The 24428-nt window shown below is 56.1% G+C and carries 27 protein-coding genes; 13 read left to right on the top strand and 14 right to left on the bottom strand.

The genetic code is table 11. The features are described 5' to 3' along the window. Nucleotides 1-66 precede the first annotated feature (66 nt). Entirely contained in the window at nucleotides 67-837 is a 771-nt protein-coding gene (locus C4J94_RS14535) for an AraC family transcriptional regulator (RefSeq protein ID WP_124388985.1), read from the top strand. A gap of 188 nt (nucleotides 838-1025) precedes the next feature. Continuing rightward, nucleotides 1026-3089: a maltose alpha-D-glucosyltransferase gene (gene treS, locus C4J94_RS14530; RefSeq protein ID WP_124386806.1), complete on the top strand. Its 2064-nt coding sequence runs from the start codon at nucleotides 1026-1028 to the stop codon at nucleotides 3087-3089. A gap of 74 nt (nucleotides 3090-3163) precedes the next feature. On the opposite strand, the gene C4J94_RS14525 is transcribed toward treS, so the two are convergent. Next, a complete protein-coding gene (locus C4J94_RS14525) occupies nucleotides 3164-3589 on the bottom strand; it encodes a hypothetical protein (RefSeq protein ID WP_124386805.1) in 426 nt (141 codons plus the stop codon). Between the two features lie 230 nt (nucleotides 3590-3819). On the opposite strand from C4J94_RS14525, the gene C4J94_RS14520 reads away from it, so the two are divergent. The 7 genes from C4J94_RS14520 to C4J94_RS14490 all read left to right on the top strand — a co-directional run bounded on the left by C4J94_RS14520 (nucleotide 3820) and on the right by C4J94_RS14490 (nucleotide 13165). After that, the gene (locus tag C4J94_RS14520; protein ID WP_124386804.1) at nucleotides 3820-4278 is read left to right on the top strand and encodes an Hsp20 family protein; all 459 of its coding nucleotides are present in this window, start codon (nucleotides 3820-3822) and stop codon (nucleotides 4276-4278) included. Nucleotides 4279-5040: 762 nt separating this feature from the next. Then, nucleotides 5041-7557, top strand: coding sequence for a phosphoenolpyruvate carboxylase (locus tag C4J94_RS14515; RefSeq protein ID WP_256657525.1), 2517 nt, complete (start codon nucleotides 5041-5043; stop codon nucleotides 7555-7557). A 64-nt stretch (nucleotides 7558-7621) separates the two neighbouring features. After that, nucleotides 7622-8677 (top strand): D-isomer specific 2-hydroxyacid dehydrogenase family protein, encoded by a 1056-nt coding sequence (locus C4J94_RS14510; RefSeq protein ID WP_124386802.1) that lies wholly within the window; start codon nucleotides 7622-7624, stop codon nucleotides 8675-8677. A 27-nt stretch (nucleotides 8678-8704) separates the two neighbouring features. Then, nucleotides 8705-9358 (top strand): RraA family protein, encoded by a 654-nt coding sequence (locus C4J94_RS14505; RefSeq protein WP_124386801.1) that lies wholly within the window; start codon nucleotides 8705-8707, stop codon nucleotides 9356-9358. 925 nt (nucleotides 9359-10283) lie between these two features. Next, entirely contained in the window at nucleotides 10284-11429 is a 1146-nt protein-coding gene (locus C4J94_RS14500) for a mandelate racemase/muconate lactonizing enzyme family protein (protein ID WP_124386800.1), read from the top strand. Nucleotides 11430-11455: 26 nt separating this feature from the next. Beyond that, nucleotides 11456-12385: a LeuA family protein gene (locus C4J94_RS14495; protein WP_124386799.1), complete on the top strand. Its 930-nt coding sequence runs from the start codon at nucleotides 11456-11458 to the stop codon at nucleotides 12383-12385. A gap of 33 nt (nucleotides 12386-12418) precedes the next feature. Beyond that, nucleotides 12419-13165 (top strand): sulfite exporter TauE/SafE family protein, encoded by a 747-nt coding sequence (locus C4J94_RS14490; protein ID WP_124386798.1) that lies wholly within the window; start codon nucleotides 12419-12421, stop codon nucleotides 13163-13165. 436 nt (nucleotides 13166-13601) lie between these two features. On the opposite strand, the gene C4J94_RS14485 is transcribed toward C4J94_RS14490, so the two are convergent. Genes C4J94_RS14485 through C4J94_RS14470 form a run of 4 tightly spaced genes read right to left on the bottom strand, consistent with a single transcriptional unit; the run spans nucleotide 13602 to nucleotide 15580 of the window. Next, nucleotides 13602-14636 carry a tyrosine-type recombinase/integrase gene (locus C4J94_RS14485; protein ID WP_124386797.1) on the bottom strand — a complete coding sequence of 345 codons (1035 nt, stop codon included), beginning with the start codon at nucleotides 14634-14636 and terminating at the stop codon, nucleotides 13602-13604. Then, nucleotides 14637-14852 (bottom strand): DUF4224 domain-containing protein, encoded by a 216-nt coding sequence (locus tag C4J94_RS14480; protein WP_124386796.1) that lies wholly within the window; start codon nucleotides 14850-14852, stop codon nucleotides 14637-14639. Nucleotides 14853-14854: 2 nt separating this feature from the next. After that, the gene (locus tag C4J94_RS14475) at nucleotides 14855-15073 is read right to left on the bottom strand and encodes a hypothetical protein (protein ID WP_124386795.1); all 219 of its coding nucleotides are present in this window, start codon (nucleotides 15071-15073) and stop codon (nucleotides 14855-14857) included. A gap of 36 nt (nucleotides 15074-15109) precedes the next feature. Next, a complete protein-coding gene (locus tag C4J94_RS14470; protein WP_124386794.1) occupies nucleotides 15110-15580 on the bottom strand; it encodes a class I SAM-dependent methyltransferase in 471 nt (156 codons plus the stop codon). A 115-nt stretch (nucleotides 15581-15695) separates the two neighbouring features. On the opposite strand from C4J94_RS14470, the gene C4J94_RS14465 reads away from it, so the two are divergent. After that, the gene (locus C4J94_RS14465) at nucleotides 15696-16274 is read left to right on the top strand and encodes a hypothetical protein (RefSeq protein ID WP_124386793.1); all 579 of its coding nucleotides are present in this window, start codon (nucleotides 15696-15698) and stop codon (nucleotides 16272-16274) included. A 72-nt stretch (nucleotides 16275-16346) separates the two neighbouring features. On the opposite strand, the gene C4J94_RS14460 is transcribed toward C4J94_RS14465, so the two are convergent. Together C4J94_RS14460 and C4J94_RS14455 are read right to left on the bottom strand one after the other, a co-directional pair. Next, the gene (locus tag C4J94_RS14460) at nucleotides 16347-17048 is read right to left on the bottom strand and encodes a hypothetical protein (RefSeq protein ID WP_124386792.1); all 702 of its coding nucleotides are present in this window, start codon (nucleotides 17046-17048) and stop codon (nucleotides 16347-16349) included. Nucleotides 17049-17051: 3 nt separating this feature from the next. Further along, the gene (locus C4J94_RS14455; protein ID WP_124386791.1) at nucleotides 17052-17363 is read right to left on the bottom strand and encodes a hypothetical protein; all 312 of its coding nucleotides are present in this window, start codon (nucleotides 17361-17363) and stop codon (nucleotides 17052-17054) included. A gap of 126 nt (nucleotides 17364-17489) precedes the next feature. Here C4J94_RS14455 and C4J94_RS14450 point away from each other — a divergent pair, with 126 nt between their 5' ends. After that, complete coding sequence (locus tag C4J94_RS14450) at nucleotides 17490-17732, top strand: hypothetical protein (protein ID WP_124386790.1); 243 nt, start codon at nucleotides 17490-17492, stop codon at nucleotides 17730-17732. A gap of 439 nt (nucleotides 17733-18171) precedes the next feature. On the opposite strand, the gene C4J94_RS14445 is transcribed toward C4J94_RS14450, so the two are convergent. Beyond that, nucleotides 18172-18405, bottom strand: a complete 234-nt coding sequence (locus C4J94_RS14445; RefSeq protein ID WP_124386789.1) for a hypothetical protein — start codon at nucleotides 18403-18405, stop codon at nucleotides 18172-18174. 236 nt (nucleotides 18406-18641) lie between these two features. On the opposite strand from C4J94_RS14445, the gene C4J94_RS14440 reads away from it, so the two are divergent. Next, a complete protein-coding gene (locus C4J94_RS14440) occupies nucleotides 18642-19133 on the top strand; it encodes a hypothetical protein (protein ID WP_124386788.1) in 492 nt (163 codons plus the stop codon). Nucleotides 19134-19187: 54 nt separating this feature from the next. Here the strand turns inward: C4J94_RS14440 and yejK are convergent, their stop codons facing one another. Beyond that, nucleotides 19188-20195, bottom strand: coding sequence for a nucleoid-associated protein YejK (gene yejK / locus C4J94_RS14435; RefSeq protein WP_124386787.1), 1008 nt, complete (start codon nucleotides 20193-20195; stop codon nucleotides 19188-19190). 106 nt (nucleotides 20196-20301) lie between these two features. Here yejK and C4J94_RS14430 point away from each other — a divergent pair, with 106 nt between their 5' ends. Beyond that, nucleotides 20302-20901, top strand: a complete 600-nt coding sequence (locus tag C4J94_RS14430) for a hypothetical protein (RefSeq protein ID WP_124386786.1) — start codon at nucleotides 20302-20304, stop codon at nucleotides 20899-20901. A 39-nt stretch (nucleotides 20902-20940) separates the two neighbouring features. On the opposite strand, the gene C4J94_RS14425 is transcribed toward C4J94_RS14430, so the two are convergent. The 5 genes from C4J94_RS14425 to bet form a co-directional block, all read right to left on the bottom strand. Continuing rightward, on the bottom strand, nucleotides 20941-21180 hold the full coding sequence (locus tag C4J94_RS14425) for a hypothetical protein (RefSeq protein ID WP_124386785.1): 240 nt from the start codon (nucleotides 21178-21180) through the stop codon (nucleotides 20941-20943). Nucleotides 21181-21249: 69 nt separating this feature from the next. Further along, nucleotides 21250-21720: a hypothetical protein gene (locus C4J94_RS14420; protein ID WP_124386784.1), complete on the bottom strand. Its 471-nt coding sequence runs from the start codon at nucleotides 21718-21720 to the stop codon at nucleotides 21250-21252. Continuing rightward, the gene (locus tag C4J94_RS14415) at nucleotides 21717-21959 is read right to left on the bottom strand and encodes a hypothetical protein (protein WP_124386783.1); all 243 of its coding nucleotides are present in this window, start codon (nucleotides 21957-21959) and stop codon (nucleotides 21717-21719) included. Before C4J94_RS14415 ends, C4J94_RS14420 begins: the two co-directional genes overlap by 4 nt. Continuing rightward, entirely contained in the window at nucleotides 21956-23581 is a 1626-nt protein-coding gene (locus tag C4J94_RS14410) for a YqaJ viral recombinase family protein (RefSeq protein WP_124386782.1), read from the bottom strand. Before C4J94_RS14410 ends, C4J94_RS14415 begins: the two co-directional genes overlap by 4 nt. Continuing rightward, nucleotides 23578-24384 carry a phage recombination protein Bet gene (gene bet, locus C4J94_RS14405; RefSeq protein ID WP_124388984.1) on the bottom strand — a complete coding sequence of 269 codons (807 nt, stop codon included), beginning with the start codon at nucleotides 24382-24384 and terminating at the stop codon, nucleotides 23578-23580. Before bet ends, C4J94_RS14410 begins: the two co-directional genes overlap by 4 nt. Nucleotides 24385-24428 lie beyond the last annotated feature (44 nt).

The raw sequence follows: 24428 nt of genomic DNA, 5'->3' as shown, positions 1-24428 counted from the left end.
CTCGACAGCGTCGCGGGCATGGGGCAATCTGCTCGGCGTCAGGGTCTGAAACGAGCGAAGAAGGTCATGGTGCAGCAGGTGTTTGCGAGTCTCTTCCAGGGCGGTCGTCCCCACAGCATCGAGCAGTTGCTGACCGGCGCGGCGCAGCTGTTGCCATTGTTGGACGTGATCCCCAACGCTGCGATTTTCATCAAGGACATCGACGCCCGCTACGTGCTCGCCAACCGCACCCTGGTGCAGCGCTGCGGCCTGCGGCAACTGCAACCGCTGCTGGGCAAGACCAGCGCCGAAGTGTTCCCCGCGCAACTGGGGCCGGGCTATACCGAGCAGGACCGACGGGTGCTGCAGGAGGGGCTGGTGCTGGAAGACCAGCTTGAACTGCACCTTTACGGCAGCCGCGAACCGGGCTGGTGCCTCACCCACAAATGGCCGCTGTATAACGACAGTGGCACCATCATCGGCCTGGCCGGCATTTCGGTCGACCTGCAATCGGCCAGCGAAGCCCACCCCGCCTACCAACGCCTGGCGGCGGTGGACGAGCACATCCGCACGCACTTCAACCGGCGCGTCACCCTCGGTGAGCTGACGCGCATCGCCGGCATCTCCGTGGCGCAGCTGGAGCGCTACTGCAAACGCGTGTTCCACCTCACGCCCCGGCAAATGATTCAGAAGGTGCGGCTGGAGCATGCCCATCGATTGCTGCACACCGAACTGCCGATTACCGAGGTGGCGTTGCAGTGCGGGTACACCGACCATAGCGCGTTTACCCGCCAGTTCAAGGCGTCGACGGGGTTCACGCCCAGGCAGTACCGTCAGGCAACGCAAGGCTTGATATAGCTGCTATCCAATGTGGGAGGGGGCTTGCCCCCGATAGCGGCGTGTCAGTCAGTCTATGTATCACTGACCCACTCCCATCGGGAGCAAGCCCCCTCCCACAGTGGAATCTGCATCCCAATGCAACGAATCGCTTCGCTCGCCGCTCCTATGCTTACGAGTAACCTCTCACGACCACAGGTATCAGGCTTATGACGGCGGCGGACAACGATCATGTGAATTGGCTGGTGCAGCGCTCCATGCTGCACGCGGCGCGCCAGCGGGCCAAGCTCTATTCGGGGCAGGGGCGGATGTGGCAGCAGCCCTTCGCGCAAACCCGGCCGCGTGATGCGTCTGCCTTGTCTTCGGTATGGTTCACCGCCTACCCGGCCTCGATCGTCACCCGCGAAGACGGCACCGTGCTGGAAGCGCTGGGGGACGAGGCGTTGTGGCATGCGTTGTCGAAGATCGGCATCCAGGGCATTCACAACGGGCCGTTGAAGAAGTCCGGCGGTCTGTCCGGCACTGACTATACGCCGACCATCGACGGCAACTTCGACCGCATCAGCTTCGACATCGACCCGCAACTGGGCACCGAGGCGCAGCTGCAGGCGCTGACGCGCATGGCCGCCGCGCACAATGCGGTAATCATCGACGACGTAATTCCCTCGCACACCGGCAAGGGCGCGGACTTTCGTCTGGCCGAAATGGCCTATGAAGACTACCCGGGCCTGTACCACATGGTGGAAATCCGCGAAGAAGACTGGCCGCTATTGCCGGAGGTCGCCGAGGGGCGTGACGCGCAGAATCTCACCCCGCAGCAGGTGGATGCGCTGCGCGACAAGCATTACATCGTCGGCCAGTTGCAGCGGGTGATTTTCTTCGAACCTGGCGTGAAGGAAACCGACTGGAGCGCCACGCCTGTCGTCGTGGGTGTCGATGGCAAACCACGACGCTGGGTGTACCTGCATTACTTCAAGGAAGGCCAGCCGTCGCTGAACTGGCTCGATCCGTCGTTTGCCGCCCAGCAGATGATCATCGGTGACGCGCTGCATGCCATTGATGTGATGGGCGCGAAGATCCTGCGCCTGGACGCCAACGGCTTCCTCGGGGTGGAGCGCAAGCTCGACGGCAGCGCCTGGTCGGAAAGCCATCCGCTGTCGATCACCGGCAACCAGTTGCTGGGCGGGGCGATTCGCAAGGCGGGCGGTTTCAGTTTCCAGGAGCTCAACCTCACCGTCGACGACATTGCCTCCATGTCCCACGGCGGCGCCGACCTGTCCTACGACTTCATCACCCGGCCGGCCTACCAGCACGCGTTATTGATGGGCGACGCCGAATTCCTGCGCCTGATGTTGCGCCAGATGCACAGCCTGGGCATCGACCCTGGCTCGCTGATCCACGCCCTGCAAAACCACGACGAACTGACCCTGGAGTTGGTGCATTTCTGGACGCTGCACGCCCATGACAGCTTTATGTTCCAGGGCCAGACCTTCCCCGGCAACATCCTGCGCGAGCACATCCGCGAGCAGATGTACGAACGCCTGACTGGCGAACACGCGCCGTACAACCTGAAATTCGTCACCAACGGCGTGTCCTGCACTACCGCCAGCATCATCACCGCAGCCCTGGGCATTCGCGACCTGGAGGCGATCACTGCGGCCGACATCCAGCAGATCCGCCAGATCCACTTGCTGCTGGTGATGTACAACGCCATGCAGCCTGGGGTGTTTGCACTGTCCGGTTGGGACCTGGTGGGCGCGCTGCCGTTGGCGGCCGACGAAGTAGCGCATTTGATGGGCGATGGCGACACGCGCTGGATTCATCGTGGCGCCTACGACCTGGTCGACCTCAACCCCGACGCCGAACTGTCGGCCGGGCAGATGCCGCGTTCCAGAAGCCTGTATGGCAGCTTGAACAGCCAATTGCAGGACCCGGACTCATTCGCCTCGCAACTGCAAAAGATCCTCGGCGTGCGCCGCGCCTACGACATCGCCGCCAGTCGTCAGATTCTGATCCCGGACGTCGAGCATCCAGGGCTGCTGGTCATGGTGCATGAGTTGCCGGCCGGCAAGGGAACGCAGATTACCGCGCTGAATTTCGGCGCCACGCCGATCACCGAATCCCTGCACCTGCCCAACATTGCACCGGGGCCGGTGGTGGATATCATCAATGAGCGTGTGGAAGGGGATCTGACAGAGGAGGGGACGTTTACGATTACGCTGGATGCCTACGAGGGGCTGGCGTTGCGGGTGGTGAGCAGTACACCGATGTAAGGCTGGCAGGCCGGGATGAACGGCGCTCTACGTCGTTCATCCCGGCGCGTTGCAGTCAACTAAGGGGCAGGTAATCAGTGGTGCTTGTTCTTGTGTTTATGCTTGTTGCCTTTGTGCTTGCCGTCGGAACGGTGGCCGCTTTCGTCATCCGCCAGATTGTTGCCCAGCGCGCCGCCAGCTGCGCCACCCAGGCCTGCGCCGATGGTCGAACCGGTGCTGCCACCCAGGTGATTACCGATCACTGAACCACCCGCAGCGCCAACCCCGCCGCCCAGCGCCGCTTCGGTTCGATTGCCTTTCTGCGCGCCCACCGCACCACCGGCTGCACCACCTACGCCGGCGCCGATGGCCGCACCGGTCGAGCCACCAAGCTGCTGGCCGACCACATTGCCCAGTGCGCCACCCAGCCCGCCACCCAGCGCGGAGGTGCCATCGCCGGCAGCCAGCGCCGACTGGGAAATCAGGACGCCCAATGCCAGGGCCGGGAGTGTCATTTTCATTTTGTGTACCTCTAGGGGGCTGCGCACAGGCGTTTAAGGGGGTTAACGCACGCCTGGCACTGGATTAGAGCACACACGGGGTGTTTCGGTTCTCGTACCGGCGTTTTCACGACGATAAATTTTTTTGCGGGTCTCTTGAAATCTTTCCGCGCGTCCATAAATTTTTGATCACGCGATGCCGAAAGCGGGTCGCGGACTAAATCACTTGGAGAAACTCAGGAGATTTTAAAATGGCTACTACCCTTTCGTTGGCCCCACTGTTCCGTCAATCGGTGGGCTTTGACCGCTTCAATGACCTGTTCGAGTCGGCGCTGCGCAGCGAGGCTCCGAACTCCTATCCACCTCACAACGTGGAAAAGCACGGTGACGACGCGTACCGCATTGTCATCGCCGTGGCTGGCCTGACCGAGGAGGATCTGGATATCCAGGTCGAAAGGGGCGTTCTGACGGTTTCCGGCGGAAAACGCGAAACCGACGAGAAGGTCGCTTACCTGCACCAGGGCATTGCCCAGCGTGCTTTCCGGCTGTCGTTCCGCCTGGCGGACCACATCGAAGTACGCGGCGCATCGCTGACCAACGGGTTGCTGAGCATCGACCTGCTGCGTGAGGTGCCTGAAGAGGCCAAACCCAAACGCATCACGATTGGTGGCGAGGCCAAGCCTGAGCTGCGTCAGGTGAGTTTGCAGTGAGGTAATCGGCGGTAAGAAGGCGCTCTGCGGAGCGCCTTTTTTGTGCGTGTATCAACGGTTTTAGTTGCGAACGCCATGTCGGTTCGAACGGGCCAGGGTTCTGATCGTCATACTGGGCAATAAATTGGGTAGCAATGAGCCTGCTTTGCTCCTCCTGAAATTGTGCTTATGAAGAATTATTTAGGTTGCGTTCGCAGGCGATTCCCACTCGATATTCTCCCTGGCGCAATCGGACTTTGATCCATCAAATTTAACTTTGAATAATCAGCACGTTAGAGAAAACAAAGGTGAGGAATAGCAACTCAGCGTTGTGATTTTTATTAGCTTCCTATCATTTCTTTTCAGCTGAATATTCCAAAACGGTCTTTTGTCGAGAAATAGCGGACATGCTTTATTGCTAATGGATGTAACAAATTGTTTCAATTTTTTGCCGTTATTCGGTACCGACAAGGGGGCTTTCTGTCGGCGAACAGGTGAATACCGTTCGTTGCGACGCAGTGGGTTAAGCCTGGGACATTGATGATTTTGCGTGTGTCTGTTCGACGCATTGCAAACAAGGGATTTGCACAATTATCGAGGCTTGAACCCATGAATCATGTGATCAACTCCATACTGGAAAATGCATCGACTCGCCCCTCAATCGGCCATACCAACCCCGCGTTACTGCATGACGTTCTATGGCGAGCATTGGAGCAGGCGCTAAAGGCAAACACGGATGACGATGCCTCCCAAACCCCGCACACTCGCGCCTGTCTGAGGATCTTGGCTGAAATCGATACGCTGTCGTATCTGGACAAGGCTGATTCGAAATTGGCGGCTGCCTTGGGCAAGGCGTTCTTCGAATCCCGCTCCAGTAAAGACGTCGAGGCGTTCTGGAAATTGTTGCTGATCAAACAGCTGCTGTTCGAATTGTCGGTCAGGAGTGTAGCGACCCAGATTGCCTCGCAGGCCAGCCTGCCCCGTCAGTTGATTACGCTTGACCCTCAGTTGATTGCTGCGCCGTCGGGGGTAAATATCAGCCTGGGGCTGCTGTGCAAAGAGACCGATCAGCTCAAGCATTCCGTCGTGCTGGTCTTGCAGAAATTGGCACAGCACGTCGAAGACCGCGGCCTCAAAAAGCCTCAAGTCACTGCGCAGATCCTGCTTGAGCTATACGACGCCGTATGGTCGGGCAGTAATGGCACCGATATCGAGTCGCAGATTTTTTACGCCGACAGTATGTATGACGCGTTGCCCGACGCGCATCATGCCTTGGGCCTGGCGCCACAGGACAAATGGCTGACGTTGTTCACCTGGTTATACGGCGACAAGGATGGTCGCCCCTATGACACCAATCAGCACACTGAAACCCTGGTCGTGGCGCTGGAAACTGCGCTGCGCAATCGCTACATCGCAGATATCGACAGCCTGATCAAAGACGGCGGCGCACGGCATCGCCTGGAAGAGATTCGTGCACGCCTGGGCAAGGATCAGCCCGGGCACTTCGAGCATCCCGCCGAACTGATTGACGCCCTGGGCAGTATCCGTTTTACCCAACCGGCCGCCATCGACCGTCTGCTGCTGCGGGTGCATGCGTTTGGCTTTCACTACCTGGAAATCGAGTTTCGTGAAAACGCCGAGATGTTCAGCAGCGTGGTCGATGAGATTCTTTCCAGCCAATGGCTGGAAACCATCGGGTTGGGCCAGGGCCAGCACTATCACCAACTGGATGAGCGTGCGCGGCAGGCCGCGCTTGAGGTCGCGCTGGAGGACGGGGAAGCCCAGACCCCCGCTGTGCTGTGGCAAGGGTATCTGCAACGCACTACCTCGATTTACACCAAGAAAGCCAAGCAATACGCCGGCCAGGATTACATCGCGCTGATGGAGCAGGACCCGAGCTATATCCGCATGCACGATGCGCGCAACGCGCTCGAGCGGTTTGAAATGATCGACCATTATCGCGATCGGATGAAAATCCACGGGATCGCCGAGTACACCTCGGCTCTCAGTGCGCTGGAGGTGCTGTTTTTGATGAGGGCGGCCCAGGTACGAGACGGTATCGACATCGCCCTGCAACCCGAAGACTTGGCAGGTGCCGAGCGCACGCTTGCCACGGTGCATGAGCTGTACGAAAACCCGTTGTACCGGGCGCATCTGGCAACGCGGGGCAACCGTCAGTACATCACATTTGGCCCCAGCGACACTGGCAAGCAAGGCGGCAAGGCCATGCACAAACTAAACATGGCGATTGCCAACCAGCATAAGCTGATCGCGGCCCGCTACGGTATCGAGGTGGTCGTCCACGTCATCATGGGCGCAGAACACGCACGGTGTAACGGCGTGATCGCCGAAACCTTGCAGGAGTTCGGCGCATTGGAGGGCCCGGAAACCCGGTTCATGCTGGCCGGTTGCGCAGAGATGCGTGCTCATCTGTTGACCCGCAACCAGTCCGTCAGCTTCCTCAGCCAGTTGTACCGTATGCACGCCGAGCCCCAGCCGCAGCCTGGCGAAGATGTCATTGCTGGCAGGATTCAACGCTGGGCGCAGGTGGTGCGACGCTACCAGGCGACGTTCTTCGAGCACCCGGCGCTGCCGTCGCTACTGCGGGATCTGGCGCGATTCGATGTAGTCAGGGCCACCGCCAAGGGGACCCGACCGCCTTCTCGTATCTTCAACATCAAGGTTTTCGAATCGCGACCCGATGCGATTCGGGCGATTCCCTGGACCCGCGCCTTGCTGGCCGGTGGGTTGCACAGCGAACTGATCGGCGTCGGGCAGTTCGCGCAAGAGCCGGCAGCGCACCTGTCGAAGGCCTTCAACGAGGACGAGAGCTTTCACACCTACGTCAAAGGCATGGCCTACGCCATTGCGCGGACAGATCTCAAATGCGCCTGGCTGACCTTGACCGGTAGCATCCCGGAAAAGGCTCACATCCTGTCGCTGGCTGAAGCCTTGCAGACCGAAACTGTCGGTACGGCCGAGCAACTGCTGGCCAGCCTGCACCTGGAAGTGATTGAAGGTAAACGCTTTGTGTACAAAGCCAGTACCGGCACCGAACCGGCGGACCCATGGAGAATCAAGGAAGGCAGCTTGCTCAACCTGTGGCCCAGCCTCAAGGCAGAGGTCTACCGCAAGGAAAAGAACCTGAGAATCTATCGGTTGTTTCTGATCTACGCCAAAAGCAATCCCGAGTTCATCCAGTCTTCGTCGCTGAATGATTTCTACAGCGGGTTCCTTGCGGCCGTGAGCACCGATGTGGGTCTGGTCGATCCCACAAGCGCCCACCATTTCACCTGGTGATTAACCGCGATACCCAGGGAAACCTGGGTATCGGCAAGCGCTACCCTCCAAGAGGACCAACTGTATGGCATTTCCCATCCTGATACTGGATGCCCCCGGCCCGCCGTTGCTGTTTGAGGAAGTCGATCGCTTTCTTGAACTGGGCCTGGACGTCACCCTCAACCTGCATTATTTCGCGGACAAGGACCGCATCCGGCAGCACTACACCACGCGCATTCGATATGCCGAAATCAACTGCCATGACGAGCCTGCCTTTATCGCCGCCGTGACTCGGGCCGGGGGGTACAGCGTGTTCAAGACGCGCCTGAACATCCCCCTTGGCGCCAGCCTGATCCGCGCCGCCACCTCTCCCGCGTTGACCACGCCACTGCGTGCCATCGCCCAGGCCGGCACGGGAGTCAATCATATTGATCGGCTCGAGTGCGAGCAGCGTGGCGTGGCGGTACTCAACACGCCGGGCTCCAACGCGGCTGCCGTTGCCGAATACGTCGTGGCCCAGGCGTTGTTTCTATCCCGCGACCTGGACTACTACAACGCCGAAACGCACAGGGGGCATTGGGCAAAAGGCACGCTGGCACCCACCCCCGAATACGCCGAACTGACGCTTGGGCTGGTGGGCACCGGCAGTATTGCCCGTCAGGTAGCGCGCAAGGCTTCGGCGTTGGGCATCAAGGTGATCGCCACCGGGTCCGAACGTTTTACCGAAGCAGTGGCGCGCAGTCTTGAGCTTGAACGACGGGCAAGCCTTGAGCAGCTACTGGCCGAGGCTGACATCGTTTCGATCCACGTACCGCTCACCACGTCGACCCGAGGCTTGTTCGGCACGGACGAGTTCCGGCAGATGCGCCAAGGTTCAATCCTCATCAATACTGCTCGCGGCGGGATCGTCGACGAGCACCAGCTGGCAGCCTTCATGAGCCGGTTTCCCAGGCATATCAAGGCGGTCGCCATCGATACCTTTGCCCTGGAAAAAGACCGCTTCGACTCGCCGTTGGCCCCTATACCCAACGCGCAACTGACGCCGCACATTGCCGGCAATACCACCACGGCAATCAGGACGGCGTCACGCCAGATCATCGACAAGATCCACGCATTCAGTGCCGCCGCAATCGCGGGTTAACCTATAGGACACAAGGAAGGCCACATCATGCAAACCTCTATTCTTACCCGCCTTAACGCCCTGAGTTGTACCGACCTCAGCGATGCGATGGACCGCCTGAACATCGTTTGCCAGTGCACCGACATCATGCCACTGGACCGCACGTTCCAGCTCACGGGTAAAGCCTGGACCCTGCGCTACGGCCCTATTGGCCGGGACGGCGGCTCGGTCGGTGATTACATCGATGACCTTGAAGCCGGCCAGGTGGTGGTGATCGACAACCAGTCGCGGCAGGACACCACCGTTTGGGGTGATTTGCTGACTTCTACCGCCGCCCGCAAATGCTTGGCCGGTACCGTGATTGATGGCATCTGCCGCGACGTTGATCGTGCGTTGGAGCTCAACTATCCGATCTTCTCCCGAGGTAACTGGATGCGCACCGGCAAGGATAGGGTGCGTGTCGAAGCGATCCAGGCGCCCGTGACGCTGGGTGGCGTGCGGGTACAACCTGATGATTGGTTGCGCGGCGATGGTGATGGTCTGGTGGTAATTCCAGCCGGTTCACTGAGCGAAGTGCTGGCGGTGGCCGAAGAAATTCATCAGGCCGAAGAGCATATCCGTGCGGCTATCGATGCGGGCGTCCCTTTACGCCAAGCCCGCGCCGATTATGGCTACCACGCTTTGCAGACGCCGCGCCGCTGATTGGCCAACAACAGAAGCCGCACCAAGTGCGGCTTCTGTTGATGCAGTTGCGGAGCAGGCCCCATCATTGCGGAGCACAAAAGATAAGGGCCTGCCCAGGTTTCCCTGGCAAGCCCTTGATATCTGTGGTGCCGAACCCGGAATCGAACGGAATGATAACGCATTGAAATCTATATTTTATTTTCAATAATATTAAGAATGTTATCCCTAAAAATATCCTATTTTAACGACGTGCGGTGCGTAAGGTTCGGCGCATGCTGGGTAAGCACTATCAATCAATCTATCGGTCTACATAAATCTCGCACGAGCCATCCCCCCAAGAACATTTTCACTTAGCTATAGGCCGGTAGTTTTAAGTAAAAATTGTATTATGCCCCCATTTTTTCCCCAATCGCAGCCAATATACGAGCGATGCGACTGGCAATTTCTGACAAAAAACCAAGGTGGCGCTGGGTGGCATTCATTGTACCCCCATCCACTATGAGAGGGATTGGCGGTTAAACCTTCCGCGGTTGCCTCGATAGCGACCATCGAACTCCGCCCAAAATTTTGCTGTTGGCGAATATTGACCCAGTCAAATTAGGATGCAGTGGGGGCCAGTCTTTAATCAGCGCTAACCTATCTCAGGTTTTTAGATTAAATATCTATAATTTAGCGAGTGCTGAGACGGTAGTGATTATAAAGAGCGGGAAGGATGAATAGCAAACCGCCTCGTGTGAAAAAGTGTCATAAATAAAATTGCTTTGAATTCAACGAAGAAAAAAACCAATCAGTGATTTGAAAAAAATCAATATGCGAAAACATGAAACTTTATTCATGATGGTTGCCGGCGATGCCGGAGTCACGATGCTTGATATTGCTACGATCAACCCTGTACATTTCACTTAAGTTCCAGCATCAATGATCGCCAACAGGAAGTTACTCTATGCTCATTGCTAAAGCTGAAGTGTTCTTGACAGAAGTGCCATATAAAAATCCTTATCAAACCGCAACCAATATAACCGTAAAAGGCCGGCATGTAGTATTAAAGCTTACCACAGACACAGGGCTAATTGGATGGGGGGAGTCGGGTATTATATCGAGAGCGTATCCTGCCCAAGGCGATACTCCTGAAACGATGTTGGCAGTATTGGAAGCCTATTTGTGTCCTGCAATAATTGGCAAAAACCCATGTTTGTTTGAAGTGATAATGAGTGATCTGGACCTGTTAATTAAGGGCCATCTGTTTGCCAAGTGCGCGATAGATCATGCGCTTCTCGATCTTGCAGGAAAAATATATAATGTTCCAGTTTGTAATTTATTAGGAGGAGCGTATGAACTTAGCTACAAGGTAAGTCGTAGCTTACCGTTTGCTTGCGCCAAAGTTGTCACTGAGCGTGCGCTTGAGTTACAGGGGCTCGGCTATGAGCGATTGACACTCAAAGGGTCCGGAGTGTTGAAAGATGATTACGCCTGTTTTAAATCCGTCAGGCAGGCGTTAGGTGATAATTTTGAATTGGAAGTGGATCCCAACTGTGCCTATGACGTTTCCACCGCAATTCAGTTTATAAAACGTATAGAACAGCACGGCGTTTTTGCTGTCGAGCAACCTACACCAGGCCATGATATCGCCGGCTTGGCCGAGGTTAAGCGAAATGTCAGCACTCCTATCATTGCCGATGAAAGTGTTTTCAACGCCAGAGATTTAAAGGAGATAATTCATCTCAACGCCGCGCACGTAATCTGCCTGAAGCCATTCAAGTCGGGTGGCATATTAGCCTCTCGTCGCTTATGTGCTGCGGCCGAAATCGCAGATTTGCAAGTCAGTACCGGGAGCATGCACCCATTTGGTATTGGCACTGCAGCCCTTCATCATTTTGTGTCCACCCTAAAAGATGTAGCAACCACGGGGTATGGATGCCCTACTGAAAGATTTGCAGACGATATAATTGATGAGAGTTGTTATTCGTTTCGCGATGGGAAAGTTAAACTTTCTATCGATAAGCCAGGGTTGGGTGTAGAGGTAAATGAAGAAAAACTACTTTCTTATACCTCACGCTATAAGCTAATTGAGCACTCAAAAGCCGTATAACCCTCTAAGGCAATGGATTGTATTTTATGACTTTTATAACGCTCGTCGATTCTACGCTACGCGAAGGAAATCAAGCTCCTGGGGTTAAACTCACAACCCGATCTACTTTGACAATAGCCTACGCGCTTGCAAGCGCGGGTATCGACTTTATCGAAGCAGGCCACCCATACGCGTCGAAACAAGAATTTGACAGAGTCACGGCCCTTGTGCGGTCAAAAATCGTCAAAAATGTTCTTGTGCATTCCCGCGCTCATCGAGATGATATTGGTGCTGTTGCTGCGACAGGGGCAAACTGGATAGGCATATTTGCCGGCATCAATGAAACGACGCAGAAATATCGTATTAGAAAAACAAAAGCACAGATACAAGATCTAATCAAGCAGAGTGTGCTGTATGCAAAATCACTGGGTCTGAAAGTTCGCTATACCGTTGAAGACGCATCCAGAACGCTGCTTGATGATTTAGTTGAGACATTTAAAATTGCTAAAGCTGCCGGGGCGGACCGAATTTGCTATGCGGATTCACTAGGGGTTTGCGAGCCTTTCAAGGTTCAGACAACTATTAAACTAATTAAACAATCATTACCTGGCATTGACCTCGAAGTTCACTTTCATGACGACAGAGGTTTGGCGATGGCTAATACCTTGGCCGCCATCGAGGCAGGTGCTACTTTTATTTCCTGCACGGTCAATGGCATAGGTGAACGATGCGGCATCACCGAAACATGCCTTCTGATTGCTAATTTGCACTACAACTCAATATCTTGCAGCGGTAAAGCCTCGAAAATTCTTAAGCTCAGTAATGTCGTTTCGAAAGAGCTAAACGACGCCTTTGACCGACGGCGTCCGATCATCGGCGAGTACAGCTTCGTACATACTGCAAAGCTTCATGTGACCGCCAATTCCCGAAACAAAAATTGCTATCACTGGATAGACCCTGCTTACTTTAGCGAATAAACCGCGACTTGAATCTTATGCGAGCACTTCAACATGACGAGTCATGAGTGGTTGACAGGCGTCGGTCTGGTTTTCCTCGGAATATTAACGGGTTTCGTCGGGACCAACACCGGTGGGAGCGTGTTTTTAACCGTTCCGGTAATGATCTGGCTGGGGATTCCGCCTCAGTCGTCCATCGCCACAGCGCGCTTGGCCTCGGTAGGCACTATGGTTGCAGGACTGCGGCACTTCCATAATCAGGGAAAGGTCGATTATGCACTGGCCTTTCCGGCTGCGGTACTGGGGTTGGTTGGGGCTCTGGGAGGAGCGAGCCTTCTTCTCCAAATAGATCCTGCGCTGTTGCACAAAGTAATTGGCGGGCTGACATTGCTGCTCGTCGCGTTGTCCCTTATAAAAAAACCTCGTGGCAGCGAAACACCTCCCTCAGCGATCAGACGTCTATTTGGTTATATCCTCTTTATCCCAGTAGGCATGATCGGCGGGTTATTCGGTGGACAAGCTAAGCTTTCGACGTATTTATTCATTATCTTTTTTAGAAAAACCATCAGCGAATCGGTGGGTACCCGCAAAGTCGGCGGGCTAGTGCTCTCTGTGGGTACACTAATAATTTTCGGCGTCAGCGGCATCATTAACTGGCAGTACGGATGTTGCCTAATTGTTGGCACGCTATTGGGTGCAAATGCCGGCGCAAAGTTTGCGTTAAAGAAGGGCGACCAGTGGATGGAGTCAGTTTTCAATATAGTTGTGGTCACGTTAGCATTGAGGATGCTGTTTTGGTGAACAGAAACACGCAGCTTATCCGAATCGGGTCTACTTGCGCTTACCGGCGTACTCGGCATCGGCGAAGGTCATTTGCTTCATTGAAAAGCTCGGCGATTGGTGTCCGCAGATTTTGCCAAATCAGGAAGTCTTTTCTAGGATTTCCCTAAAAAGCTTGGAATTCGGCAGAAACCGACGGAACGCCATAAACGAAAAAACCCGCCAAACGGCGGGTTCTAAAGGGTTTCACGGACTTTACTGGCCGTCAGTGGAACTAGAGATGGTGCCCGAACCCGGAATCGAACCGGGACGCCCTTACGAGCGGGGGATTTTAAGTCCACGTACAAAGACTTAAAAAACAGTAGGTTAGCTATATTTATGGTCCGCAATTGTACGTGGATGCGTCGCTTGTAGCCCTTTGTTTTCAAGGGCTCATATTTTATTGCGGAAAGGATTTTCACTTCGTTGGAAGCACCTTTAGGCCTTTTCGGCGCCGGATATACTGCTCTGTCATGCCGACAGTGGTGTGCCCCAATTGATCTCTCGCATCGCGAATACTGCCAGTCGATTCCTCCTTGTCTGTTGCTGCTTTTGCGCGAAGGTCGCGCATCTGAAAAGCAGACTTTTCAATCCCGGCCTTCATCCTGGCCGCGTCAAATCTCCCTCTGAGCATGCTCGTTGTCATCGCCTGGCCGTTGTCCATGACGACGAGCCTGGTTGAGCGAATTTTGTGCCCCTTTTTCCTTTCGAAAATGCGGTCAATAACCACCTTCAGCTCTCCTACAACCTCAATACGGCGTTTAGCGCTGGTCTTCCCTTGCTTGATCAGCAACTGGTTATCAAGCAGGTCACGTTCGTCCATCTTCAGCGTGTCACCTATGCGCTGAGCTGTGAGATAGAACAGGTCTAACGCGTCCTTGAGTGGCTGATCAGCGTGTAGATACACCGCTGCCAACATTTCGTCTTCGACGTAGGTGTCCCGGCCCGTCTCCTTGTTTCCTTTGATGCCGGCGCACGGATTGGCTAGCGACGTATAGCCGCTCTGACGCGCGAAATTCCAGATAGCGCTGAGCAGGGCCTTTTCTCTATTGGCACGCACCTTCGCAGTCTTCGACCGATAACGCAGGTATTGAACGACGTGCTTCGGCTCGATCGCCTCAAGCGGGCCGGGCGGATCATTGAAGAAAATCAACAGTTGTTTTAGCTCGCGGATGTTGTCTTTTTGTGTGTTCAGCGACTTCGTAGGCACCACCTCGTCCATATACTTGTTTGCGACGTACTCGAAGGTGAGTACCTGTGCGACGATTGCATTGGCTGCCCGGCTCTTTTCAAGTCGAGCATATTCAACGATTGCGGCTCCGTAGTCGGAACCAAGTGCGATTTCCTTCCTAGGTTTACCGCCAGCGTCGTAGTAGTAATAAACCCTTCCCCCTGGCCGCAGGCGCTTTCTCAGCCGAGGGATGCTGCCAGGGTTAGTTGGTCGTCTTGCCATCTACTGAATTCCCATCCTTGGTTGCCATTCAGCCTTTTCGGGCTGCCGATCTTTTTTCCCGGCCAGCAGTGAAGCAGAGATCACGCAGGGCCAGCCGTTGCGCTTTATAGTGTGGCGGATGCCATTGCGGGACAGGACCATGATTTGGCCAGCTTTTGTCTTGGCGCCGGTCAATTCGCAAACATCCTCATGCGACAGGAATTGAATTCCATCCATAACTACCTCCCGCCGGCTGTGGGCCGCGCTGTCTTGATGATGTGAACGGCCAGGCCGAAGGTGATGAGCAGCCAGGCGCAGGTGCCGGCGAAGGCGTGGATCAGTGCCTCGGTGGTGCCGGTGGCCAGAAGTTCGGGCCCGGCCCAGAAGAACCAGCAGCCGCTGGCGACCAGGTACAGCAAAGCGCCCAGCAGTATCACGGTGAGTTTCATAGCGAACATGGGGTGTCCTTGCCGCGCTGGGCGGCAGAAGGTGGGTTAGGGTTTCTTCATGAAGGTGATCCAGTGCGTTTTCTCGCGCTTTCCGGACTTGTGGCCAAACAGCGGTTGCTCTTCTGTGAGGGCAAGAATTTCGCTGACCCGGACCTGGGTTTCGTTCCACTTAAAGATCAGGAACTGGCCAGGACGGAGCACCCGGAAGCACTCCGCGAAGCCTTTGCGCAGATCGTCGCGCCAGTCGTCGGTGAGGATTCCGTACTTCAGCCGCAGCCAGCTTTCCCGCCCAGCCCGCACCAGGTGCGGTGGATCAAACACCACCATGTTGAAGCTGGCGTCAGGGAATGGCAGGTTCCGAAAATCCATGATGACGTCCGGCTCAACCTTCAACACCCGGCCATCACACAGCACATGCTCTTCATCGCGGATGTCGCCGAACAGCGCCCGCTGGTCGCCCTTGTCGAACCACATCATGCGGCTGGCGCTGCAGGGATCGAGGACTTGTGCATTCATGGCATAGCTCCGCCCGCCGCTCACCGGCAGGCTGTTTAGTTGGGGAGAATTTGTTATATGGCTATTTGATATTTGCTGGAGTAGCTTGAGGTTTTCTATCTAGGGGTGAGTGAGAATGCATAAATTTTTGTACCTGACACATGCCTCGTGGACTGAGTCATGGGTCCATGGAGGTTCCATCCCGCTGGCGCTTGCAAGTAAGTACAAACGCATGGATCGCGATGGTATTTACACGCCAGATGAAAACCTTATCCACGAGGCGGAAATAGATTTGCGATCACTTCATCCATTTGTGTCATTCGGGGAAACTCCAAATGTTAGAGACTTCACGTTCACGGGAAACTATTTCAATGGAATGCCAATGCCTGAAGTAAGAAACGCGAACTTTTATACGGAAGACGGGCTGATCCAATCTTTCTGTAATGTCTTCGATGTGGAGATTGCTAATCGTTTTGGGAAGACCGCGTGTGTGCGAATTCACAATATTGAAAAGCTGCGGAAACACCTAGATAAGCGCTTGGGGCGCAAATCTCGATTTGGAAACTGTGAATACACGCATGATCACCAACGGAATCATTTTCTGAAATCTCATGATGATACCTGGCAGCAGGAATATAGGTTTTTCTGGCCGGACAAAGTTGCCTGCTCTGTTGAGCTGCCGCCCGGGATTGCCGAGATTGTGTGGACGGCGTAGTTCTGATCGGGGCGATCAATTAGCGCCACGTCCCCTTGTAGATGAAGACGTAGGCGAACCAGAGGGTGGCGATCATGGCGTCACCCGCTTGAACTCGACCACCCAGACCCACGGGTTTGCAGCCCAGTCACCGCCGACTGATGACCAGAGAAGCTCGAACGATTTGCGCGGGTCGGCGCTGTAGGTATCGATCCCATCGACGTGCCACCATTCACCGAGTTCGGCATGATCCGTGTATAGCCGGACGCCTTCGGCCTTGGCCTGATCCTCGCTGATATCCTGCAACCGCTCGACGCGTACCTCAGTGATCTCTAGCAGTATGCGACTGACCCAGCGCGGCATATGAATTGAAGTTCGAATTTTCCCTGGCTTGATCATCGCGCAGCCGGTCTGCCGGAAGTCCCAATCTGCCGGGTACCGGATAGGTTCGCCATTGCTCAGCTCTCGCGGAGCGATAGAATCCACCTGAGCGTCAGCTTGCCAAGCTTCTCGCACCCACAACCGCTCGCCACGACGGCCGTAGGGGCAGGGTGCGAACTCTTCCAGCTCTTTGGCGCACTCCGCTTCGGTCGCTCCGAACACGCCGAAACCGTATCGCGGGTGGCGCTGGGCAATTGACATCCAACGGTGACGCTCGCCGGGAGCAACGGAAGAGTCTTCGGCCGGGATCTGGAAGCCTTTGACCAACCGCCGCGTGACCGTCTTCCGGCCTTCCAGGATGGCGCGCACCATCGGCGCCGAGAACAGGATGGGCCGTTCTTTGATTGCGGTCATGGCTTACTCCGTTCCAGCGAGGTATGCCGGCTCTGTGGCGGCGGTCAGCCATTCGCGCAACGTGCCGACGATCTTCGTGCGGTCATCTTCATCGCACCACGGCTTGTCGAGCCATTCATCGCTGACCAGCTCAACATCCCAGTCGTCATAGGCGCCAGGCTCTTCGCCGTTCATTTCTTCGAGCACCCGGCGTGCGCCGGCCTCATCGACAGCTGCAACCCAATCGCAGTCGCCGACCATGAAGGCGAGTAATGGAAGTGGTGCGGGCTGGCCGCCATTCAATTCGAATACTTGTTTTCCATTTTCCAGGGGCATGACTTCGTCCTCGCCGCTATTGCGGCTGACTTTGGGCTGGTAGGGATGGCCTTTAGCCTTGATAGAGGTCAGGGCCTGAATGGTGGAGAATCAGCGCTTCGCTTGATAACGCTCAAGGAGAGCGCTATGTCACATAACTTGGATACGCCGATTCCGCATGAATATCGCGGGCACAAAGTAGTCTTGAAGTTTGAGTGGACAAGGCCAAACGATGACTCGCCGGCCTCTGCCCATATTTTGGAAGACGGGGCAGTTAAAGGCCTCGCGGAAAAAGTAGCTGAACTGCATGGGCCTTGGGCTGACTACCCAAGCGCACTCTCGGACGCGATCGAAGTCGCTGAGCGCTGGATCGACAGTCAGTTACCATAGTGATGGTTTGTGATTCCAAGGACTGCGAGCGGAGTAAGTAATGAAGTGTTTGATTTGTGGTGCAAAGTCTCGTGCACGCGGCCGAGCCTTTCTGGGTAGTACTTTTGAATGTGTTGAATGTGGGGTCTATGTAGTCAGTCCCGACATTTTAAAATGCCTACAAATTGGGGGTAGAGTCATTTCCATTGAGACAACGCGCTTATGGCTGATTAGCCAAAGGCTGGTTAATAGCCACAACCCAGTAATTGATTGTGGAACCGTTCGTTGGCTGAAATGATTTGTTCATATGAGCCAAATGCTGGCAAGCGTAATCCCTGGCGCTTACTGGCGAAGGTTTCAACCAGTAGAGCCGTCGCGATCCAGCGCAATCCCGGTCCAGAGCATGCTGCAGAGTTCCGTTTGTGGCGGATCTCATCTCACTTTAGCGCTATGGAGCAGATTAAGCAGAGAGCTCTTTCAGCTTTTGTTTAGTAGATATATCGAATTCAGCCTGTAGACGCTGTGCGACATCATAAGTAACGCTATTCGAGCAAAGTAAACCCAGCACGAAGCCGTTTGCTCTCGCTGCCGCCTTCACCGCCACGATCATCGAACCGGCTTTCTGAATTTCCGTCATGATATTGTCTGCTTGGAGGATAATCGCATCGGCAAGATTTTTTTTTGGATTGGCCATTTTTTCTACTCTATACACATACAAGGTTTTGCTGGCTTATAGCCATTATATGGAACTGCGGGCTCACAAATCTAGAAGATCCACGGCAGCTTCTCTGTGTTCGAAAAAAATGATTGTGTCCCGACTGATGGCGCTTCGTGAGGCTTGATCAGCGACGATCTTGCCTAAGCGATTAGCGCTGCTCATTGATATGGGTTATTACGGGTGACCGGCATGGAGCCGAAAAGGGGTTGATCTTGAAAAAAACGCTTTTGATTCTCGCCGCTGCAGTCTTCGCCTCTTCAGGCTTTGCTGAAATTGTTGAACCGACACCGGCAAAAGCATGCTCATTGCTTGCTGATGTAGGGCTGAAGGGACGCAAATGGGTAGACGATTACGGAGATGGCTCTTCTGGCTGTGCCAGCGACTATAAGGAAATCGGTTCGGCGACCGGCCTGGCAAATAACCTGGCTTTCTACGTCACCGGGGTCAGCCAGTACGTGATGGAGATGAAGCTGGTGCTCAACTATAACCAGCCTTCTCAATCCGGCCCCGCAACGAAAGCCCTAATTGTAGCCGCCAGTAAATTGTCTCAGCGAGCGCTTGGAGCTCCATTGCCCGAACTTGTCATAGCTCTAATAAAGCGGGGAGAGCATGGCTCTGCGAATGTGGGCAAGGGTGTGGTCGAAGTGGTTCGTGAAGACTGGCCAACCGGTAAAGGCTACGAAGTACAAGTAATGATGCGCTGACCGTATTTTTCTAACGGGCGCCGCCTCCACGACAGCGCGGCGCTACGTATGGTTTCAGGACGAGGCGCGCTTGAGCTGTTCGGTTAGCTGAGTTGGAAGCCCGCGCAGCGTCAGCGTGCCGCCGCCTTCGTCGAACTCGATCTTGTCACCCAGCAGGTGCGCCTCGAAGCTGATAGACATGCCCTCGGCGCGGCCGGTGAATCGCCGAAACCTGTTGAGCGTCTTTTTATCCGGTGGCAGGGTGTCGGAAATGCCGTAATCCTTTGCCTTGATGAAGTCGTAGAAGCTCTTCGGCCGGTCTTCGTCGATCAGGCCCGACAGCTCGTCGAGCGTGATCGGCTCCCCGATTTTGGCCTGTGCCATTGAATAGTTGACCAGGGTGGCCGTCTTCTCACGGGCCGCCTCATCGACCATGTCCTCGCTCTCAACAAAGTCGCTGAAAGCCTTCAACAGCGTGCGGGTCTCGCCCGGGCCGTCGATTCCTTCCTGGCAGCCGATGAAATCGCGAAAGTACTCGTTGAACTTGCGGCCCTGCTTGCCCTTTAGATAGGAGATGTATTGCAGCGACCGCGGGTTGTTCTGCCATTCGCCGATATTAATCCGCGCGGCCAGGCGGATGTGGTCCAGGTCCAGGCGCTTCACTGTCATTAGGTGGAGTTCTTCGGTCATGGTCACCGCTTCGGTTTCCTGTACCAGCGCAATCACCAGGTAATCGGTCAGGCCTTGCTGGTAGTGGCAGAAAAGCGCGTGTCCACCAGTGGAAAGGTTCGATTCTTCCATCAGCTTGGTCAGGTGTTCGACTGCGGTGGTGCTGAACTCCAAGAAACTGGAGCCGCCGGCCAGGTACTTGCCGAGCCAGCCGCTCAAAGGGTGAGCGCCTGACTCAGCATGGAAGAAACCCCAGGCCTTGCCGGCGGTGGCGTTGTAGCTTTCGTTGAACTGCTGCATCAGATCGTCACGGGCCTGGTTTTCGACCTGCTCGGACACGCCGAGGAACAGAACAGCCGGGGTGCCGTCGGGCTTCTTATCAATCTTGTGGATAACACTGTGGCGAATGGGCATTGCGTTTACCTCAGGTAGGCGCCGCCCTCCGGTGGCCGGTGGTGGCAATTTGGTTTGGGTTGGAGTATTTGTGTTCGGCCCGGCATGGAGCCGGCGAGGGAGTTACGTGACAATCGAAAATATGATGCTGACTATCCACAGGGTTCCTGAAATAGTCCTCAACACCGGTACCGACTACAAGATTTTGGCCGGCTTCGCTTTGACAGCTTTAGCTGTGTTAGCAGGTTCATGGGCCACTGCCTATACATTCAAGAAAACTGTGGTCAGCCAAGGGGATATTGCTACTGCAGGCGCCATCCGCTCCAGTCGACAGGCGTGGATCAATGAGCTTCGTGATGCTTGCGCCAATTACGTTGCAGCTGTTCTGCAGATATCTGATTTGCGAATTCAGAGAGCTGAGTGGCTGGCAGAAAAGCGTGTGCACATGACGCCGTTGGCAGCATTTCTTTTTTTTGAAAATGAAAACCCTCAGTGGTCCGGATATTCATCTGCTGCTGTTCATCAAGCCCGAATGCTTCGGGCAAAGGTTGAGTTAATGCTAAATCCTGACGAACAGGAAACGATGGACCTACTGACTTCTTTGGATGAGGCCTATGCAGGCGCAGCCACCGATCTGGACAATCTCTCTGAGCTCTGTGATGCGGTAGTAACCCGTGCCCAAAAAATTATTAAGGCTGAATGGCGTATGACGAAGTTGGGAAAATAAATTTTGGTTTGATGGCGGGCGAGGTGTCACGACAGCATGTCACGCTATGCAAATGTGATCTGCCAGTTGTTCGTCGCTCATACGGTCGGCGCCGCGGATGAATCGGGAAATCAGATCTTGCTCTTCGTCGATACCGCACCTAGCCATCACCCGCTTCAGTGCGGCGTCATCGTTGTGATAGAGCTTCGTTACAATCTGCCGTGACAGTAGTGCAGCTTCTCTTTCCGCCTTGGTCAGCTTGTCCCGCTCGCGCTTGCGCTCTGTTGGCGTCTTGGCCATGGCCTGCCTCTTCTATTCCGCTGGCCGGCAGTGCGAGCCAGGTTTGACGTTTGCGTTGCTGGGTGCGGGCTATGCGGCGCATGAATCGGCCTTCACCTGATTCCAGGCGCCAACTACTTCGAATATCCGCGCGGCGTGCGCCTCGTCCAGCGATATCGCTTCGGGGATGGCAATCCAGCCCGAGGCCACCATCTGGCTCTGGTTGGCCTCGTCGCGGAGCTTCTTGTAGCAATGCTCGATCACGTCTTCCAGGTGGTCGGAGAGGTAGACGCCGTCGGGCGCTACCTCCACCGATTTGCTGTACCGGTCTCCGCGGGCGTCGATGCAGAGGGCGCTGAGGTAGATCGTCCAGCGGTGGGGAATGCCACAGACGGCCTGACCGATCTTCCCGGGCGCGATGTTCTTCAGCGACTTGTAGTTGATCATGCCCTGTCGGCCACTGGGGTCGATGTTGACCACCGCGACGTGGTTGGCGGCCAGCAGCGACCGGCAGGACCGGTCAATGCGGGCTTTGAGGTTGTGCGGCTTGCGCTTGCTCATAAAGCCTCCGCGAGTTTGCGCAGCGCTTCACGCTCGGCCCGGGTGATGAGCGGCTTGCGGCGCTTGAGGATGGTTGTCGGATCGACGAATTCCGAACGCTTCGCCGGCGCTGGATTGATCGCCGGGCTATCGCCGATGGTGAGCTGGCCGCCGGCGGCCAGGTGCCGCCGGACCTGACTGGAAAGCTCCAGCGCTTTTTCGCGCCGGAACTCGATATCAGATCTGAGGTTGCTGATCATGCTGCCGCCTTGCCGAGTGTCACCCCGGCCATGCTGAAGTTTGCACCCTGCGCTGCGACCATCGCGTCGAGCGCTTCCCAGTTGACCAAAAGCAGCGTGATCGGCGCCTGACCATATGCCACTGCTTTGATCAGTGCCTCGAAGTCCGTTACGTTGGCCTGCAGCGCTACCTGCTCCACCGTGTGGCTCGGCACAGGCTTTGTGGCCTGGCCGACGGGCGCCGCCTTGACCGGAGCGGTGCGGACAGGCTCTGGTGTCGCCACCTTCTCCACGACAGGCTCTGGCTTGATGGTTGCCAGCTGCTGGGCTTCCTGCTCTTCGGCGATGCGCTTCGCTTCAGCCTTTACCTTCTCCGCCTTCTGGTGTTCGGAGATTCGGAATTTGATCAGCGTCACCAGGTCATCATTGGCCTTGGTCACCAGCTGCTGCACGTCGTTGAACAGGAAGGCGTAATCAACGGCGAGCTCCGCCAGGCTGGTCAGGTTCAAGCGAATACTGTCCGCTGCCTGACTGGCGTCGATCTTCGCCCGGGCAAGCTCGGTATCTACCGCGTCCTGGAGGCTGGCGATGGTGCGCTTGTTCTTCATGGCGCCGGCGAAGTCCGAAACGACATGAGGCAGCGTGACCTTGCCAAGCGTCTTGTTGATTGCGGCGATGTGATCCGCCAGCGCCAGCTCGGCTTTTTGCTTGATGTTGGTCTTCACCAGCAGCTCTTGAGCCTTCACCAGCTTGTCGACTTTCAGGCGTGTCTCGCGAGCATGGGCACTGATGCGATCCAACGACGAAAACAGCTCGTCGATGCTTTGGGTCTGCGACAGGGCCTGCTTTTTGGCGACGGCGACAGCCTCTTCAACGTCGCCGCACCATTTGACCGCCTTCTTGGCGTCGGCGAAGTCTTGGTCGGTAGAGAGCGTGGTTTTCACCGAGTCGATGACAGCCAGGGCCGAGTCTTCAAACACCTTCAGGTTGCTGGCGGTGACCATGCCGGTCAGCTCGATGCGCAGCGCTGGCAGCTCATCGGGTGCCTTGCCGACGACGATTGAAGGAGCGTCGGCCATTTCGAAGTTGGCCAAGTCTGCCTCGAACTGTTTCCAGCCCTCGATCAACTGGGCCGCGCGGCCGGCCACCGGCCGGTATTCCATGTGCACAAAGTTCTCCGGCGTGCCGTCCGAGCAAACAAATATGACCCGCTCAGCGCCGCTCACCAGCAGTTGCTGCTCAAGCTGCCAGTAGTAGTGCGGAGCCAGGTCGCCGGCTTTCACCTGGGCCACGAGTGACTCATTCCACAGTTTGTGCTCGAACAGTGTCTCGCCGAGCATCGTGGCGCCATCCATGGAGGCCAGCAGGTTGCCCTCGGTAGCAACGATCGGATAAAGCTCTTCGCCGATCAGTGCTTCGGCCAGTGGGCGGGCCAGGGCTTCAGTAGCGTGGCCCTTGTCGAAGATGAACTGCTGAGACGGCGTGACATCGGGCGTGATGCCGGTCTTCTTGGCGGCGAGCAGGTCGGTGCGGGTTTGGTACTTCGAAGCGCCCATCATTGCTGGGGCTTCAGAGGCAGTGAAGTGCTGGGCGCGGAGGGCAAGCCACTCTGCGGAGCCTTGAGCTACGTTGTGAATTTTCATGCTGCGTCTCCATCGAGGGCTTTGAGGTTGGTGATTTTTTCAATCTGCGCCGGGCTCAGCGTGTACTTGCTGCTGATGGTCGCAATGAGGTGTTCGGGGCTGGTGCGGTTCGAGTCGATAAGTGGCTGCCACTTCACGATGTTCTCGGTCAGCAGTTCGTCGGAGTAGGCGGGCAGCGCTTCCGGTTCAGGCTCGGCGCGCTGTCGAGGGCTGACATCGCGCGCCGGCTCCTCGAATGCCTTACCTTCCATCTCGTCGGCCGTTGGCGCCGACCCGACTTCAGGGAATGCTTTGCGCAAGGCCTGGGCCTCAGCGCATTTGGCGAGCTGGGCAAATGCTCGACGCTTCCACATGGCGTTGGGCGCAGCGGTGTCCTTGCTCGATGTCGCGTAGTTCTCAAGCCAGCGCTCGTTGGCTGTGTACTCGGCCACCAGCCCGTTGCTCATCTGCCGCTTGACGGTCACGCGGCACCATTCGGGATACGTGACCTCTACGCCGCTCAACTTCGCCGTTACTGGAGGGCCATATTCCGGCTCGCTGATCCCTGCGTACTGGCCGGTGCGCGCCGCCTGGATGCGGTACAGGCCGATGCCAGGCATCACCGTGTCCTGCATCTTTTTCGTCTTCGAGTTCCAGATCGGAACGATGTGCACCGGCTTCAACATTGGGTCCAGGTGCGCCGCCTGGCAGTAAGCCAACACCATCACGACTGAGTTCTTTTCGGCGCCGGGATAGAGGCTGCTGCTCAGCACTTCAACGAGCGCGGCCTCCGATATCGCAGGCGTGTTGTCGTCCTGCTTCATTACTGCGGACATGGGGAATCCTTGCCGCGATGCTCGCAGCGATT

The organism is Pseudomonas sp. R5-89-07 (assembly GCF_003851685.1).
Classification (GTDB): domain Bacteria; phylum Pseudomonadota; class Gammaproteobacteria; order Pseudomonadales; family Pseudomonadaceae; genus Aquipseudomonas.
The sequence above is the reverse complement of the archived record's forward strand: the minus strand, read 5'-3'. Positions and strand labels throughout refer to the sequence as shown.

Excerpts from the sequence above, each read along its gene's own strand:
- C4J94_RS14535 (WP_124388985.1), top strand. The coding sequence starts at position 67 with ATGGTGCAGCAGGTGTTTGCGAGTCTCTTCCAGGGCGGTCGTCCCCAC.
- treS (WP_124386806.1), top strand. The coding sequence starts at position 1,026 with ATGACGGCGGCGGACAACGATCATGTGAATTGGCTGGTGCAGCGCTCC.
- C4J94_RS14525 (WP_124386805.1), bottom strand. The coding sequence starts at position 3,589 with ATGAAAATGACACTCCCGGCCCTGGCATTGGGCGTCCTGATTTCCCAG.
- C4J94_RS14520 (WP_124386804.1), top strand. The coding sequence starts at position 3,820 with ATGGCTACTACCCTTTCGTTGGCCCCACTGTTCCGTCAATCGGTGGGC.
- C4J94_RS14510 (WP_124386802.1), top strand. The coding sequence starts at position 7,622 with ATGGCATTTCCCATCCTGATACTGGATGCCCCCGGCCCGCCGTTGCTG.
- C4J94_RS14505 (WP_124386801.1), top strand. The coding sequence starts at position 8,705 with ATGCAAACCTCTATTCTTACCCGCCTTAACGCCCTGAGTTGTACCGAC.
- C4J94_RS14500 (WP_124386800.1), top strand. The coding sequence starts at position 10,284 with ATGCTCATTGCTAAAGCTGAAGTGTTCTTGACAGAAGTGCCATATAAA.
- C4J94_RS14495 (WP_124386799.1), top strand. The coding sequence starts at position 11,456 with ATGACTTTTATAACGCTCGTCGATTCTACGCTACGCGAAGGAAATCAA.
- C4J94_RS14490 (WP_124386798.1), top strand. The coding sequence starts at position 12,419 with ATGACGAGTCATGAGTGGTTGACAGGCGTCGGTCTGGTTTTCCTCGGA.
- C4J94_RS14485 (WP_124386797.1), bottom strand. The coding sequence starts at position 14,636 with ATGGCAAGACGACCAACTAACCCTGGCAGCATCCCTCGGCTGAGAAAG.
- C4J94_RS14480 (WP_124386796.1), bottom strand. The coding sequence starts at position 14,852 with ATGGATGGAATTCAATTCCTGTCGCATGAGGATGTTTGCGAATTGACC.
- C4J94_RS14475 (WP_124386795.1), bottom strand. The coding sequence starts at position 15,073 with ATGTTCGCTATGAAACTCACCGTGATACTGCTGGGCGCTTTGCTGTAC.
- C4J94_RS14470 (WP_124386794.1), bottom strand. The coding sequence starts at position 15,580 with ATGAATGCACAAGTCCTCGATCCCTGCAGCGCCAGCCGCATGATGTGG.
- C4J94_RS14465 (WP_124386793.1), top strand. The coding sequence starts at position 15,696 with ATGCATAAATTTTTGTACCTGACACATGCCTCGTGGACTGAGTCATGG.
- C4J94_RS14460 (WP_124386792.1), bottom strand. The coding sequence starts at position 17,048 with ATGACCGCAATCAAAGAACGGCCCATCCTGTTCTCGGCGCCGATGGTG.
- C4J94_RS14455 (WP_124386791.1), bottom strand. The coding sequence starts at position 17,363 with ATGCCCCTGGAAAATGGAAAACAAGTATTCGAATTGAATGGCGGCCAG.
- C4J94_RS14450 (WP_124386790.1), top strand. The coding sequence starts at position 17,490 with ATGTCACATAACTTGGATACGCCGATTCCGCATGAATATCGCGGGCAC.
- C4J94_RS14445 (WP_124386789.1), bottom strand. The coding sequence starts at position 18,405 with ATGGCCAATCCAAAAAAAAATCTTGCCGATGCGATTATCCTCCAAGCA.
- yejK (WP_124386787.1), bottom strand. The coding sequence starts at position 20,195 with ATGCCCATTCGCCACAGTGTTATCCACAAGATTGATAAGAAGCCCGAC.
- C4J94_RS14425 (WP_124386785.1), bottom strand. The coding sequence starts at position 21,180 with ATGGCCAAGACGCCAACAGAGCGCAAGCGCGAGCGGGACAAGCTGACC.
- C4J94_RS14420 (WP_124386784.1), bottom strand. The coding sequence starts at position 21,720 with ATGAGCAAGCGCAAGCCGCACAACCTCAAAGCCCGCATTGACCGGTCC.
- C4J94_RS14415 (WP_124386783.1), bottom strand. The coding sequence starts at position 21,959 with ATGATCAGCAACCTCAGATCTGATATCGAGTTCCGGCGCGAAAAAGCG.
- C4J94_RS14410 (WP_124386782.1), bottom strand. The coding sequence starts at position 23,581 with ATGAAAATTCACAACGTAGCTCAAGGCTCCGCAGAGTGGCTTGCCCTC.
- bet (WP_124388984.1), bottom strand. The coding sequence starts at position 24,384 with ATGAAGCAGGACGACAACACGCCTGCGATATCGGAGGCCGCGCTCGTT.